The following is a 16,219-nucleotide window of genomic DNA, read 5'->3' as shown; positions in this document are numbered from 1 at the left end:
TTTAGTTAAATCCAAAATATACTGGATAACTTAACTTTAATATATGGATCTAAAAAAATACCTCTATAATGATAGAGATGTAAATTGGTTAAGTTTTAACGAACGTGTCTTGCAGGAAGCTGAAGACAATTCAAACCCTTTATACGAAAGGCTAAAATTTTTGGCAATATTCTCTTCTAATCTAGATGAGTATTTTAGAGTCCGAGTTTCACGGTTGAGACAAATAAAAAAACTAGATAAAAAACTAAGAAAAAAACTCGCTTTAAAACCAAATAGAAAGGTAAAAGAAATACTAAAAAGAGTAAAAATTCAACAAGAAAGATTTGGTGTTATTTTCTTTGAACACCTAATTCCTGAACTTGCAAAACATAATATTCATTTAATTGATCAGAATCAATATGATTTTGATCAACATAAATACGCTACGGAATATTTTATTTCGAAAATCCTCCCTATAATTAATGCTCAAACTATTAATTTATCTAAAGAAAATTCAATATTTCTTGAAAATAATAAATTGTACTTTTTAATACAATTCGAAAAAAATGATCACTTTGGAATTGTCAACATACCTTCAAGTAATTCCGAAAGATTTGTTTCCTTTCCTTCTAAAGATCATAATACACTTATAACATTTCTTGATGACATTATTAGACTCAATATAAGTCAAATTTTTAAAGACCAAAAAATAAAGGGATGTTTTCAAATAAAGCTATCAAGAGACGCAGAGTTATATATTGATGACGAATTTGAAGGTGTATTGGCAGAAAAAATAAAAGAATCTCTATCACAACGATATGACGGACAACCGACACGTTTATTATTTGATGCCGCTTTACCTAAAGAATTTAAAAATAAGATTCGTAAGTTTCTAGGATTAGGCAAAATAGATATGATGCCTGGTGGGAAATATCATAATTTCAGTGATTTTTTTAGTTTCCCAGATCCCACGAGTAATTCTTCTTTACATTATCCAATATTCTCAGAAATAAAACACAAAAAATTTGAACAAAACGCCAACTACTTTGAGGTAATATCTAAAAAGGATCAATTAGTACATTTTCCATATATGTCTTTTAATTACGTTCAGAATTTCATTGATCAAGCCGCTACAGACCCTTACACTACGGAGATAAAAATATCCTTGTATCGAGTAGCTAAAGAATCTGAACTTACCACTTCCTTATTAAAAGCGTTAGAGAATAATAAAAAAGTTACTGTATTTATAGAAGCCAAAGCGCGTTTTGATGAAAAGAATAATTTAAAATGGGGCAAGATTTTTGAAGAAAAAGGAGCGTCTGTCTTTTATAGTTATCCAAAAATTAAAGTGCATTCTAAAATACTTCTTATCAAACGTAAAGAAGATAATAGAGAACTACTTTATGCATATATTGGAACTGGTAATTTTAACTCGAAAACAGCCAAAATTTATTGTGACCATGGTTTATTTACAGCTAATAAACTTATAACTAAAGAATTATCAGAAGTCTTTGAAGTACTCTCGGGAAAAATGATTCTACCAAAACCTAAGCATCTACTTGTGTCACCTTTCACGACGAGAAAAACTTTTGAAGAACTTATTGATAAAGAAATAGATAATGCCAAAAACGGCAAGAAATCTGGTATTAGAGCTAAATTAAATAGTTTAGAAGATAAACTAATCATCCAGAAACTTTATGATGCAAGTAATGCAGGTGTAAAAATAGAATTATTAGTTAGAGGTTTTACTTGCTTAATTCCAGGTTTACAAGGAATTAGCAAAAACATAAAAATAACAAGCATTATTGATAGGTTTTTAGAGCATGGCAGAATTTATAATTTTAATAATGATGGATATGAAAAACTATATATTGGTAGCGCAGATTGGATGACACGTAATTTAGATAAACGAATAGAAGTCTTAGTACCCATTTTAGATGAAGATTGTAAGGAAGAATTAAATACGGTTTTAAATATACAACTTAATGATAATGTAAAAGCTAGAATTCAAGATACAGAAGAGGCAAATCGATATAAAAAGAAAATGGACGATAAACCGTCCATACAATCCCAACTTAAAATAAGAGAATATCTCTTAGAAAAACATTCTCTAACAAATACTTTATCCTAACAATATCTTTAAACTTATTAAAAAATTGGTTGCTAATAATAAAGCGATAAATACCACAATTCCATTTTCTAATGTATTGTTTTTTAATTTAGCTACTTTAACTTGGGCGCTTTTATTTCTTAAAAAATTCTTTTTCATAGCAAATATTGTTTTATTTGATTTTAATTACCTCAAATGTAGTCGTAATTATCAGATTTATATTTCAAAGGTAATGATAATAATTCATATTCAACGACAAAAAACAAATATAATCGATAAAATACACAATTTTAATATACTTTATATCATAACAGCATGCATACTATAAAAATAGGAGGTGTTCCTGAACATTTCAATTTACCTTGGCATTTAACAATTGAGGAAGGTGCTTACCTTGAAAATAATATAGAACTAGAATGGAAAGATTTTCCTGGAGGAACTGGTGCTATGTGTGAAGCTCTAAGAAACAAGGATATAGATATAGCTGTTATACTTACTGAAGGAATTGTAAAAGACATCATTGCTGGTAATCCTTCAAAAATTGTTCAAACCTATATTCAATCTCCGTTGATTTGGGGAATCCATGTAGGATATAACTCGAAGTTTGATAATTTAGAGAACCTCCAGAACACTTCAGCAGCAATAAGTAGATATGGATCCGGATCACACTTAATGGCATATGTAAATGCACAAAATAATAGATGGGATACTTCTTCGTTAAAATTCGAAGTAATAAAAAATCTTGATGGAGCTGTAAAAGCATTGACCAATGGCAATGCCGATTATTTTATGTGGGAACATTTTACAACTAAACCATTGGTGGATAACAAAACCTTTCGCCGTTTAGGAGACTGCCCTACTCCTTGGCCTTGCTTTGTTATCGCTGTCAGAGAAGAAATTCTACTCACTAAGAAAGATCAAATAAAAAGTATTTTAGAAATAATCAATACTACTACTTCCGATTTTAAACAAATACCAAGTATAGATAAAACACTTGCTCTTAGATATGAACAACAACTAGAGGATATTAGAGCGTGGTTACAAATCACAGAATGGAGTCAGTCCTTAATCAATAATAAAACATTAAGTGAAGTTCAAGATCAATTATATAAATTAGACATAATTGGCAAGTTAGTTGATTCTAAAGATTTAATTTTTGAGATATAAGCAACCTTTCTCATGTTTTAACATCTTCTAATAGGAAAACAACTTAATTATCATGAAACAGACATTAATAGCCATTATTATTTTATTCTCATTTAAATTTTCTTTTGCACAAGACCAATCTGATCTGCCGCCCAGAGATATTAATAAAAATGAAATCAGTATCAATCCAATTAACATTATAGCGTTTGGCGCTATTGATATAGGGTATGAAAGAATATTAACAAATAATACTACCTTAGGTTTTGACTTTTTCTACAGGTTTAGTGATAACGTTGATAGTGATAATGACATTATTGATAGAGATGGAATTTTTGATAAAGAAATAGCTTTTACAACACGGTTTAAATATTTTTTTGGAAGCAGAGTAGCTAGAGGTTTTTATGTAGAAACATTTGGAATGTTATCTTCTGGTGATCATGATAACTATATTGATTTTTTTGATGACCAAGGAATTTTCATCTCTTCTCGCAAAGTATCTGAAGATTATACCGACTTTGCCTTAGGGTTCTCTGTAGGTGGTAAATTTGTTGCCAAAAATGGTTTCTTTATTGATATTGGATTTGGTATTGGACGAAACTTATTTAATGAAAAAAGCCCACAAATTATTGTAAGACCCAATTTATATTTAGGATATAGATTTTAGTACAACGAATCTATCTAGTTATAGTATTATATGCTTATACCATAAGTTTATACAGGTTTATCATTAGCAACATTTAAAACCTGTATAGCTCTATTTTTTTGTACAAAAACAAGTTATACCAATGCTATGAAGAAAACACTAATTACAATAGCGCTTATTTTTTCTATCACAATTGGTTTTTCTCAGGAAAATCCGACCATTTTATCAAAACGTGATACTCAGAAAAATGATTTAAGTATAAACTTCCATCCCCTTGTTATCGGTGAAGGTTTTAGTATACATTATGATAGAGTAATAAACAAAGATATAAGTGTAGGAATAAATCTTTTCAAAGCATATAATAACCAAAATAGTATCGATAATAGAGATATCGATATTACAAGTCGAACAAATTTTTCAGTTATTCCTAATATTAAATACTACGTTGGTGAAAGATTTGCAAGAAGGTTTTATGTTCAGGGACTGGCTATGATATCATCGGGAAAGATATATACTTTCAGAAATAACAACTCTATATCTGAAGAAATTGACTTTACTGATGTTGCTTTAGGAATCGGTATAGGAGACAAAAGAATATTAAAAAATGGTATTTTTATTGATTTTGGACTCGGTGTTGCTTATAGTTTATTCAGTAAAAATACTCCTGATTTGCTACTCCATCCAAATTTATCTTTCGGTTTTAGATTTTAAAAGTAGGGTTTTTGATTACATAAACGTTATATAATAAGAGGAGATCCTTTGCAAATATTCAATTATTTAATATTTTTTTATTAAAACATAAATTAAATAAGGTAAATAATTGATATATAATTAAATCATAGATATTACGGAATATCCGCAATAAAAGATTTAAATAATTTTGTACATTTGCCAAGCCTACCCCAATAAACTAATTATGAAAATGTACGCAACCCTTTGGAGGTATTTGCATCTAATAATTAACTAACAAATCAATTATGGTAACGTTTCTACTAATTCTTGGAGGGCTTATAGCATTCAATTTTGTTTTATTAAAATTCAGTATCCAATCCGTTGATAGTGATAAGAAAAAAGCAAAAGCAAAAAGAGTTCAATCAACTACGGCTAATGCTGAAATTAATAAAGTAAAAACTACAGGAATTCCAAAGGCTGCATAATTAATTTACCATCTTATAGGTAATTGATTAGTCTTAATAAGATATTCATTAGTTTTACTAAAATGTTTGTTTCCAAACCAATATCCTCTATTGGCGCTTAATGGAGATGGGTGACCGCTGTTTAATATACAATGTTTTTTATTATTTATTTTCGCTCCTTTTTTCTTAGCGAAACCACCCCACAATAAGAAAACTACATCACTTTTATTGTTAGAAATAGACTGAATAACCGCATCTGTGAATTTTTCCCAACCTTTACCCTGATGTGATCCTGCCTCATGTGATCTTACTGTTAGTGTCGCATTCAGTAATAAAACACCTTGTTTTGCCCAACGTTCTAGATTTCCATTGGAAGGAAAAGGAATGTTTATATCAGATTCAATTTCTTTAAATATATTAATTAAAGAAGGAGGCATTGTAATTCCATTATTAATAGAAAAGCACAATCCGTTAGCCTGTCCAACTCCGTGATAAGGATCTTGACCTATTATTACAACTTTTACATCATCAAAACTACAATAGTCAAAAGCCGCAAAAATCTGTGAACCTTTAGGAAAGCAAGTCTGAGTCTTATATTCTTGTTCTACAAAATCTATTAATCCCTTAAAATATGGTTTATCTAATTCATCATAAAGTTGCTGTTTCCAGCTATTCTCAATATTTACATCCATGTTAGTATCATAAAAATATGCAATTGTTTACATTTGCTTCATTGTAAAATTATAACAAATACTTTTCTAAAGATAAACTCAGATTTAGTTTTATAATAAAGAAATTAACAGAAAAAGAATACCTTCTAAAAATTAGGGTAACCACATGATCCGTATTTCCGAAAAAACACTTAAAGACCTAGAATTTAATACAATACTTAATCACATCGAAGATTTATGTAATACTGATCACGGAAAAACAAAAGCTTTAAAGATTGTTCCATTAAGTACTGAAGAAGACTTGCATGTATCGTTACAACAAGTATACGAATATAAATCTTCTTATCTAAATGATTCTAAGATACCAAATCATGGATTTGATAGTATTGATAAAGAATTACAACTATTAGGTATTGAAAATACTTTCTTAGAAACATTTAATCTGAAAAAAATTATATCGATTAGCGTAACAACTAATGATTTACTTGGATTTTTTAGAAAATTTAAAGAATTCTACCCTATACTCCATCAAACATCTTCTGAAGTTCCTTTTACAAAAGAGATCATTAATCTTATTGAGATAGTTGTTGATAAATTTGGAGAAATTAAAGACAATGCTTCTCCTACTCTTCGCGTACTTAGAAAAGATATTAATGAAATACAAGGAAAACTAAACGGAAGTTTTGGTAGAGATCTTACTAGATACAATAGTTTAGGATATCTAGATGAAATAAAAGAAAGTGTTGTTGACAATCGAAGAGTACTAGCTGTAAAAGCCATGTATCGTCGTAAAGTAAAAGGCTCTATAATGGGCAACTCTAAGACTGGAAGCATTGTATATATTGAACCTGAAGCAACATTACAGTTTAGTAGAACTCTGAGTAATCTTCAATATGAAGAACGAGAAGAAATCGTTAAAATACTTAAAGAACTTACAAACAAAATAAGACCGTTCTCTGAATTACTGAAACAATATCAAGAATATCTTAGTGATATTGATATTATTTCGGCAAAATCAAAATATGCAAACCAAGTAAACGGAGTATTACCTAAAATAACTGAGGATCGAGAACTAACTATAAAAGATGCTTATCATCCTCTGCTCTACCTTAACAATCAAAAAAAAGGAGAAAAAACATATCCACAAACGATTTCTTTAGACGAAGGAAATCGAATTATTGTAATATCAGGTCCTAATGCAGGAGGAAAAAGTATTACACTAAAGACTGTAGGTTTACTACAAATTATGTTACAGAGCGGCATGCTTATTCCTGTTCATGAGTATAGTAGAATGTGCATATTTAATACGGTATTGACTGATATTGGAGACAATCAATCTATAGAAAATCACTTAAGCACCTATAGTTACCGATTAAAAAACATGAATTACTTTCTTAAGAAATGTAATAATAAAACTTTATTTCTTATAGATGAATTTGGTACTGGTAGTGACCCTGAATTAGGAGGTGCGCTAGCTGAAGCTTTTTTAGAAGTTTTTTACGAGCGGGAATCTTTTGGAATTATTACAACACATTATGCAAATCTAAAAATGTTGGCTAATGAATTACCTAACATGACCAACGCTAATATGCTCTTCGATTCTAAAACTCTCGAACCCTTATTTAAATTATACTTAGGCGAAGCAGGAAGTTCTTTTACCTTTGAGGTAGCACAAAAAAATGGAATACCCTATAGCTTAATTAATAAGGCTAAGAAAAAAGTAGAGCGAGGCAAAATTCGATTTGATAAAAGTATTGCCAATCTTCAAAAAGAAAGATCAAAACTTCAAAAAACGACCTCTTCATTAAAAACAAAAGAACAAAAAACTGAAGAAGAAAAAGAACGTTTAGATAAAATCAATCAGCGGTTACAGCATAAATTAGAAAGCTATCAAGAGCTTTATGATAGCAATCAACGTATGATTTACTTAGGTCAAAAATTAAATGAAATAAGCGAAAAATACTTTAATAATAAAAAGAAGAGAGAACTTATAGATGAATTCATGAAAATTGTTCAGATAGAAAACTCTAAAAGAAAAAAACAAACTACTAAGCAAAGAAGGGCTATAAAAGTAAAGGAGGAAAAAATAGTCAAAGAAGTAGAGAAAAAGGTAGAAGTAATACGAGAAAAGAAAAAAGAAGAAAAGAAGAAAGAAGAAAAGCTTGAAAAGGCAAAACCAAAAATGATCCTTAAGGTTGGCGACAGAGTCCGTATGATTGATGGAAAATCTATAGGAACTATAGATACTTTGGAGAAAGGAAAAGCGGTCGTCAATTATGGGATTTTCACCACAAATGTTGCAACAGATCAATTAGAATTTGTGGAACGAAAAAAATAACCTTAGTAACAAATACAGAAAAACAGTAAAAAGGCTGCTAATTAAACAATTAGCAGCCTTTTTTTCGTAGGTTAAGCTCAATCGATTATTACTTCCCTCCTGCTAGCAAAACAAAAGTATTTCCTGATACTGGTGATACATTATAAGTTTTCACTCTTTTTAAAGTCTTTATATATTTTTCTGCTTCGATAAAAGCTAGTTCCATTGCGCTAGATGATGAGTCATCATTAATCTCAATTGTTTTAGAAATAATATCGCCATTCGTGTACTCCACAGTCATCTTCCATCTCTTAATGGAGTGAAAATTTCTAGAGATCAAGTTATTTTCTACATTCTCTTTCTTATCGCCTTTTTTGTTTTTTTCCTTCTCTTTTATTGAATTCGAATTTGAAGATGTAGCGTGTCCAAATGTTACGCAAAGCATTGCAATTACTAATAGGAGTTTCATTTTTTAGCCGTTTTGATTTGTATAATTCGAATATACAAATAATTTTTGATTATACAAACATTTTTTTAATAAAAATTTATTTGTATATTTATATAATATAATACTGTTATACAATGATTAACAAGAGATTAAAAAAACTACTTAAAAAAAGTAAAGGAGCAAAAACTGTATACGGTATCTCTAAAATATTAGGCATAAGCCCTCAAGCTGGAGATTATGTAGTGAAGAGAAAAGATTTAGCAAAGGATTATGAACGACTACAGAAAATTGCTGATTATATGGGAGTGGATATTACAGATATTGTAGACTATAAAAAGAAACCCGAAGGTTAGAAAACTTGAGATACTTTTCCTCTCTAATTCCTAAATTAACTACTAAAAGAAAAGCTTTTTTATAAACACTTTTAGCTATTTTTGAAGCTCACGAAACCATTTCATATGGAGATTTATATTTACTTATCTATTTATATCATATTAATCATTGGCCTATCAATTTATATCTCAAGATCCTCTAATACCGAAGATTTTCTAATTGGTGGAAGAAATCGTAATGAGTGGACCATTTTATTTTCGAAGTTTGCCGGTGCTATCGGTGTTAGTACTTTAATTACTTATACAGGCTATGCATACAAGTTTGGTTGGGGATTATTTGCCATGTCAATAGGCTCTGTGATTGGTTACCTTTTGTTTGCTTTTTGGGCAGCACCCAGAATCAAGAAATTATCATTACAAGGTAATTTCTATACACAAGGTGATTTACCTGAATTTGTTACAGGAAATAAAATCACTTCATTAATTACCAATTCTATTACTATTATTGTTCAGTTTTTCTGGATTTTACTCTCTCTGGCTGGTGGTGCTAAGGTGATTACCTTTTTTGATTTATTTTCGTATGACATTGCACTACTGATTACTTCATCGGTAGTATTGATTTATGTCTTGTTTTCTGGTTTCAAAGCAGTTATTATTACAGATATAATTCAGGCTATAATTATTATTGTTTTTTTGGGTATTCTAATTTTCGGAATGCTAGATATAAAAGATTTTGGTTCAGTTTTAGGTACTTCCACAAATGAAAACGTAGAACTGGGTAGTATTATAGGCCTCATATTGTATGGAGGTTTATCTGTATTTGGTTTAGCAGATAGATATCAACTTTGTTATGCCGCAAAAGATGTGAAATCTCTAAAAAAGGGACTAGGGTTAGCCATAATTCCTGTATTATTAATAGCATTTTTATTATTACTTATAGGTTTATATGTTTATAATCGTGATACTTCTTTGGATCCAGATACCGTTTTCGTATTTGCAATGCAAAACTTAGTTAATCAATCCTGGATTCCTCTGTTGTTGGTACTTTTCTTTGCTGGCCTAATGAGTACAGCAGACACCTCTATTTTTGCAGTATCCTCTCACCTAGTTTATAAATCAAAAGAAGATCAGAAAGTAAAATCATTACGATATGCAACAGTCATAACCATTATTATAGCTTATGTTACTGCACTGTTTTGGAAAAGTATCGTGGACATTACCATTGTAGGTGCCGCACTAAGAATGACACTTTCTATATCGATGATCTATGTGATTAATAAAAAGAAAAATAGTGGACGTTTTATTGCAAGTGCATTAGGAGGTGTCATAGGCTTACTAACAGGTTTAATTGTTTTTGGACCTAAGCCAACTATTGCTATTACTGTTCTATTAGGTTCCCTAATCGGGTTAATCTACAGATCCAAATAGTCTTGTTAAAGTATCCTTAAACCTAAATACTGAGAATTTTATCTTTTTATATTTGACGAAACACTCAAAACTAGTATCAAACCAATATTATGCGTAAATTACTTTTTGTAATCACTTTCAGTACACTATTTATACATATAACTGAAGCACAACAACCTAAAAAACCAAATTCTGTAGAAATACATGAAGCAATAAAGAAACTAAACTTTTTAGGTTCTGTTTTGTACGTTGCTGCACATCCTGATGATGAAAATACGCGACTGATTTCTTATATGGCTAATCAGGTAAAGGCAAGAACTGCCTATCTATCTCTTACTCGTGGTGATGGTGGTCAAAATTTAATTGGTCCAGAAATAAGAGAATTACTCGGAGTAATAAGAACACAAGAGTTATTAGCAGCTCGTAATACAGATGGTGGAGAACAAATGTTTACGCGTGCTAATGATTTTGGATATTCTAAACATCCTGATGAAACCTTAGCAATCTGGGATAAAAAAGAAGTACTAAACGATGTTGTTTGGGCAATAAGAAAGTTTCAACCTGATGTTATAATTAATAGATTTAATCATAGAACACCAGGAAGCACGCACGGACATCATACTTCATCTGCAATGCTGAGTGTAGAAGCCTTTGATATGGTAGCTGATAAAAAAGTATACCCAGAGCAGTTACAATATGTGAATACATGGCAACCAAAAAGGTTATTCTTTAATACTTCATGGTGGTTTTACGGAAGCAGAGAAAAATTTGAAAAGGCAGACAAGTCAAATCTTTTAGAATTTGATACAGGTGTTTATTATTCGGATTTAGGACTCTCTAATACAGAAATTGCTTCATTAAGTCGAAGTCAACATAAATCACAAGGTTTTGGAAGTACTGGAACTCGTGGAACACAAACCGAATATGTTGAATTAATAAAAGGAGAACTACCTAAAGATAAAACCAATATTTTTGATGGAATTGATACCTCATGGAATCGAGTTAAAGGAGGAAAAGCTATTGGTGATATTCTATATGAAGTAGAAAAAAGCTTTGATTTTAAAAACCCTTCAGCTTCTGTTAATCAACTAGTAAAGGCATACCAATTAATACAGCAACTAGAAGACACTCATTGGAAAACTATTAAAACCAAAGAAATAAAAGATATTATTAAAGCAGTAACTGGTCTATATTTAGAAGCTGTTGCTACTGAGCCTTACACTACCAAGGATAGTGAAGTAACTATTAAAATCGAAGCTATTAATCGAAGTAATGCTTCAATTTTTCTAAAATCCATTAATATTTCTACAATAGGAGTTTCTGAAAATGCGAAAACAACTTTGGGAAATAATAAAAGAAATAATTATGAATTGAAAGGTAAAATCATTTCTGAAACAAAAAACACAACTCCTTATTGGTTGAATAATAAAGGAACACTTGGTATGTATAATGTTACAGATCAAAAACTAATTGGAACACCAGAAACCAAACATCAAACCGAAGCTGTATTCAATGTTGAGATTAATGGAATCAGTATCCCTTATCAAAAAGATATTGTTTACAAGACAAATGATCCAGTAAAAGGAGAAGTCTATAAACCTTTTGAAATCATTCCTGCTATTTCTGCCAGTATAAAAGATAAAGTGATTATTTATGCAAATGGTCCTGCAAAACAGATTCCTGTTACTATAAAGGCTGGAGAATCTGACCTAAGAGGAACCGTTTCCTTAAAACATCCAGAAGGTTGGCAGGTTACTCCGCAAAACATTGATTTTAGTTTAGATCAAAAAGGCGAAGAAAAAACAATAATCTTTACACTTACTGCTCCTAAAAATCAGAGCGAAGGCTATATTTCGCCAGAAATAAATATTCAAGGAAAAACATATACTGATGAAGTAATAACAATGGATTACGATCATATTCCTTTTCAGACCGTAATATTACCTTCAGAAACAAAAGTGGTTCGATTAGATATTCAAAAGAAAGGTCAAAACATTGGATATATAGAAGGTGCTGGCGATGTAGTACCTGAAAGTTTACAACAAATCGGTTATAAAGTGACTACTATTACACCTGAATCGATTTCTGAAGAAACGCTAAAGTCTTTTGATGCTATTGTTGTTGGTATACGTGCATATAATACGGTAGAAGAATTAAAATTTAGACAAAAATATTTGTTAGATTATGTAAAAAATGGTGGGAACTTAATTATCCAATATAATACTAACAGAAGACTTAAAGTAATAGATAATTTAGGCCCTTATCCTTTTAAACTTTCCAGAGATCGTGTTACCGACGAAAATGCAACTATCAAGTTATTAGCAAGTGATCATCCAGTATTAAATATCCCAAATAAAATATCTAATAAAGATTTCGAAGGCTGGGTACAAGAACGAGGATTATACTTTCCTAATGAATGGTCTAAAGAATACACCCCTATCATTTCAGCAAATGACAAAGGAGAATCTGAGAAAAAAGGAGCTTTGTTGGTTGCAAAATATGGTAAAGGCTATTATGTATACACCGGTCTAAGTTTCTTTAGAGAATTTCCTGCGGGAGTTTCTGGAGCATATCGATTGTTTGCAAATATGTTATCTTTAGGAAAATAACAACCATTATGGAAGATTCAAACAATAAAATAGTCTGGAAAAAACTATACACAATTGTATTAATTACTAATGCATTATATTTACTTTTCTTCTATTGGATTACGACTATTTTTTCGTGAAAATTTGGTACATGCTTTACTTCAAAATAATACATATAGACAAATAACATATGCAACTTATAGATTGGATTATACTCATAGGAACTTTATTGTTTATTGTATTATATGGTGTTTGGAAAACAAAAGGAAGTAAAAATGTTCAGGACTATATTCGTGGTGGTAATGAGGCAAAATGGTGGACTATTGGTCTATCCGTAATGGCTACTCAAGCATCTGCTATTACCTTTCTTTCTACTCCTGGACAAGCATTTCATAGTGGAATGGGATTTGTTCAGTTTTATTTTGGACTACCGTTTGCCATGATTATCATCTGTTTGGTTTTCATACCGCTATATCATAAATTAAAAGTATACACCGCCTACGAATACTTAGAAAGCAGGTTTGATCTGAAGACTCGTACTATTACCGCATTTTTCTTTTTGATTCAACGAGGGTTAGGTGCTGGAATAACAATTTTTGCTCCAGCTATTATACTATCTGCAGTACTAGGTTGGGATCTTACAACTTTAAATATAGTCATAGGGATACTGGTAATCATCTATACTGTTTCTGGAGGTACGAAAGCCGTAAGTGTTACACAAAAACAACAAATGGCCATTATTTTTACAGGAATGTTTATTGCCTTTTTTCTTATAATCAGTTACTTACCTGATGATGTTACTTTTACGAAAGCCTTAGATATTGCAGGAGCTAGTGGAAAGATGGAAGTTTTGGATTTTTCTTTTGATCTTAGTAATAGATATACCGTTTGGACCGGTATTATTGGTGGAACGTTCTTAATGCTGTCTTATTTTGGAACCGATCAAAGTCAGGTACAAAGATATTTATCTGGTAAGTCTGTAAAAGAGAGTCAATTGGGGTTATTGTTTAATGGATTATTAAAAATACCCATGCAATTCTTCATATTATTAGTCGGAGTTATGGTATTTGTGTTTTATCAATTTAATGCAGCTCCTCTAAATTTTAATCCAGCAGCAATCACAGCAGTAGAAAATTCTAAATATACCAGGGAATATGAGCAACTTGAAAAACAGCTCACAGAAATTCAGAACTCTAAAGAAGTTTCTATTCAAAAATATTTAAATGAAACAAACACTCAGTCAAAACTAGAAATCAAAAATGAAATAATAGCTTTAGATAAATCTGATAAGAAAACCAGGGAGGCTGCGAAAGAATTAATTACTATGGCAGATCCGGTTGTAGAAACCAATGATAAAGACTATGTTTTTATACATTTCATATTGAATAATCTTCCTAGAGGACTTATTGGTTTATTGCTGGCTGTGATATTATCTGCAGCTATGTCATCAACAGCTTCAGAACTAAACGCACTTGCATCAACAACAGCGATTGATCTATACAAACGTAATATAAAAGAAGAAAAAAGTGAGAAACATTATGTGACAGCTTCTAAGTTTTTTACACTAATCTGGGGGATACTCGCAATTCTGGTCGCATGTTTTGCAGATCTATTTGATAATTTAATACAACTCGTAAATATTATAGGATCTATATTTTATGGTAATGTATTAGGTATATTTTTATTAGCTTTCTTTATAAAATTTGTAAAAAGTAACGCTGTTTTTGTAGCGGCATTGATAACACAAACGATCATCATTTATGTATGGTGGCAAGATTGGCTTCCTTTCCTTTGGCTAAATGCGCTTGGTTGTGGAATCGTTATGTTTTTAGCGATAGTATTAGAATTGTTTATTCCGACTAGTGAAATTGAGCTCGAATAATAATAAGTATTAAAAAAGGGAAGCTATATATTCTCTCCAAATAAAGCGTTATCGTCTAATGAATTATATGTAAATCATCTAGAACTATCTGACCTTCCATCATTGATAGATCGCGGAAAAACTGATCAAATTTTATTGACAGAAGCTCAAAAACTATTTGAAGCAAATGAATATAATAAAACCTTAGATATTCTAATCAGTAATGGTTTTGATAATATTCAAAAAAAATAAAGCAACTATGTATTTATATATGGGTTTCTCACAAATGGAATTAAACGAGTCCAACAAAGCAGAAAAAAAATTTGATAAACTAATCAATAGTAAATTAATAGATGTACCAAAAAGCAAATGGTAAAAGGCTCTACTGCATGTCAAACAAAATAAGATAAAAAAGCCAAGGAACTTTTATCAGAAATAACCAAATACCTGAATAACTATAAATCTATAGAAGTACCAGAATTATTAGGTAAATTATAAACTAAAAAAAATCCATCTGCCATAGGTTGATGGATTTTTTTTAGTTTATAAAGTTTATATTCTCAGATAAGAGAAATACTGTATAATTTTAACCTAGTACTTCAGCTACTTTTTTACCAATCTCTGCAGGAGAATCCACCACGTGAATTCCGCATTCTCTCATAATTGCTTTCTTAGCAGCGGCAGTATCTTCACTTCCTCCTACAATTGCACCAGCATGTCCCATAGTTCGTCCAGCAGGAGCAGTTTCTCCAGCAATAAAGCCTACTACTGGTTTTGTAGTTCCACTTTCTTTAATCCATTTTGCCGCATCAGCTTCTAATTGTCCTCCAATTTCTCCAATCATTACAACACAACTTGTTTCTGGATCATTTATCAATAATTCTACAGCCTCTTTCGTAGTAGTTCCTATAATTGGATCTCCTCCGATACCAATAGCAGTCGTTATACCTAATCCTTGTTTTACAACCTGATCAGCTGCTTCATAGGTTAATGTTCCCGACTTAGAAACGATACCTACATTTCCTTTTTTAAACACAAAACCTGGCATAATACCAACTTTTGCTTCTCCCGGAGTAATTACTCCTGGGCAGTTAGGACCAATCAAACGACATCCTTTTCCTTTTATATAATTAGAAGCTGTAATCATATCTGCAACAGGGATACCTTCGGTAATTGTTATAATCACTTTGATTCCTGCATCAGCAGCCTCCATAATAGCATCTGCAGCAAATGCAGGTGGAACGAAAATAATAGTGGTATCAGCTCCAACCTCCTTAACTGCGTCTTGCACAGTATTAAAAACAGGTTTATCAAGATGTGTTTGCCCACCTTTACCAGGAGTCACACCTCCTACTACATTAGTACCATACTCAATCATCTGACCAGCATGAAAAGTACCTTCGCTACCTGTAAAACCTTGAACTATTATTTTGGAATCCTTATTTACTAGAACACTCATTGCGTTATGATTTTTTATATTTTTTTAGCAGTTTCAAAAGTACGGTTTTGAACACTATAGTTAAAATGAAAAATCAAAAAAAAAAATCTTTTTTGATTTTTTAATTTTCTAATACCTTTCTG

The 16,219-nt window shown here is 30.8% G+C and carries 14 protein-coding genes; 10 read left to right on the top strand and 4 right to left on the bottom strand.

Annotated features, from left to right (window positions below):
* Positions 1-43 precede the first annotated feature (43 nt).
* Entirely contained in the window at positions 44-2,110 is a 2,067-nt protein-coding gene (gene ppk1, locus Q0921_RS01805) for a polyphosphate kinase 1 (protein ID WP_299252386.1), read from the top strand.
* Here ppk1 and Q0921_RS01800 read toward each other — a convergent pair.
* Entirely contained in the window at positions 2,102-2,248 is a 147-nt protein-coding gene (locus Q0921_RS01800) for a hypothetical protein (RefSeq protein WP_299252383.1), read from the bottom strand. The genes ppk1 and Q0921_RS01800 overlap by 9 nt on opposite strands.
* A gap of 156 nt (positions 2,249-2,404) precedes the next feature.
* Between Q0921_RS01800 and Q0921_RS01795 the strand changes: the two genes are divergently transcribed.
* From Q0921_RS01795 to Q0921_RS01780, 4 genes are all read left to right on the top strand, one after another.
* Complete coding sequence (locus Q0921_RS01795; RefSeq protein WP_299252380.1) at positions 2,405-3,256, top strand: substrate-binding domain-containing protein; 852 nt, start codon at positions 2,405-2,407, stop codon at positions 3,254-3,256.
* 52 nt (positions 3,257-3,308) lie between these two features.
* Positions 3,309-3,899 carry a hypothetical protein gene (locus Q0921_RS01790; RefSeq protein ID WP_299252377.1) on the top strand — a complete coding sequence of 197 codons (591 nt, stop codon included), beginning with the start codon at positions 3,309-3,311 and terminating at the stop codon, positions 3,897-3,899.
* Positions 3,900-4,025: 126 nt separating this feature from the next.
* Positions 4,026-4,589 carry a hypothetical protein gene (locus tag Q0921_RS01785; RefSeq protein ID WP_299252374.1) on the top strand — a complete coding sequence of 188 codons (564 nt, stop codon included), beginning with the start codon at positions 4,026-4,028 and terminating at the stop codon, positions 4,587-4,589.
* A 266-nt stretch (positions 4,590-4,855) separates the two neighbouring features.
* A complete protein-coding gene (locus tag Q0921_RS01780; RefSeq protein ID WP_118456285.1) occupies positions 4,856-5,035 on the top strand; it encodes a hypothetical protein in 180 nt (59 codons plus the stop codon).
* Between the two features lie 5 nt (positions 5,036-5,040).
* On the opposite strand, the gene Q0921_RS01775 is transcribed toward Q0921_RS01780, so the two are convergent.
* On the bottom strand, positions 5,041-5,706 hold the full coding sequence (locus Q0921_RS01775; RefSeq protein ID WP_299252371.1) for a uracil-DNA glycosylase: 666 nt from the start codon (positions 5,704-5,706) through the stop codon (positions 5,041-5,043).
* 145 nt (positions 5,707-5,851) lie between these two features.
* Between Q0921_RS01775 and Q0921_RS01770 the strand changes: the two genes are divergently transcribed.
* Entirely contained in the window at positions 5,852-8,023 is a 2,172-nt protein-coding gene (locus Q0921_RS01770; protein ID WP_299252368.1) for a DNA mismatch repair protein MutS, read from the top strand.
* Between the two features lie 88 nt (positions 8,024-8,111).
* On the opposite strand, the gene Q0921_RS01765 is transcribed toward Q0921_RS01770, so the two are convergent.
* A complete protein-coding gene (locus Q0921_RS01765; protein WP_299252365.1) occupies positions 8,112-8,471 on the bottom strand; it encodes a hypothetical protein in 360 nt (119 codons plus the stop codon).
* 113 nt (positions 8,472-8,584) lie between these two features.
* On the opposite strand from Q0921_RS01765, the gene Q0921_RS01760 reads away from it, so the two are divergent.
* The 4 genes from Q0921_RS01760 (at position 8,585) to Q0921_RS01745 (ending at position 14,659) form a co-directional block, all read left to right on the top strand.
* On the top strand, positions 8,585-8,803 hold the full coding sequence (locus tag Q0921_RS01760) for a hypothetical protein (RefSeq protein WP_299252362.1): 219 nt from the start codon (positions 8,585-8,587) through the stop codon (positions 8,801-8,803).
* Positions 8,804-8,908: 105 nt separating this feature from the next.
* Entirely contained in the window at positions 8,909-10,210 is a 1,302-nt protein-coding gene (locus Q0921_RS01755; RefSeq protein WP_299252359.1) for a hypothetical protein, read from the top strand.
* An 89-nt stretch (positions 10,211-10,299) separates the two neighbouring features.
* On the top strand, positions 10,300-12,798 hold the full coding sequence (locus Q0921_RS01750) for a PIG-L family deacetylase (protein WP_299252356.1): 2,499 nt from the start codon (positions 10,300-10,302) through the stop codon (positions 12,796-12,798).
* A gap of 169 nt (positions 12,799-12,967) precedes the next feature.
* Positions 12,968-14,659 carry a sodium:solute symporter gene (locus Q0921_RS01745; RefSeq protein WP_299252353.1) on the top strand — a complete coding sequence of 564 codons (1,692 nt, stop codon included), beginning with the start codon at positions 12,968-12,970 and terminating at the stop codon, positions 14,657-14,659.
* 565 nt (positions 14,660-15,224) lie between these two features.
* Here the strand turns inward: Q0921_RS01745 and sucD are convergent.
* On the bottom strand, positions 15,225-16,097 hold the full coding sequence (gene sucD, locus Q0921_RS01740; protein WP_299252350.1) for a succinate--CoA ligase subunit alpha: 873 nt from the start codon (positions 16,095-16,097) through the stop codon (positions 15,225-15,227).
* Positions 16,098-16,219: the final 122 nt, after the last annotated feature.

Source organism: uncultured Aquimarina sp., from assembly GCF_947496855.1.
Classification (GTDB): Bacteria; Bacteroidota; Bacteroidia; order Flavobacteriales; family Flavobacteriaceae; genus Aquimarina.
Note: the sequence above shows the minus strand (reverse complement) of the source record. Positions and strands in the feature narration are given on the sequence as shown.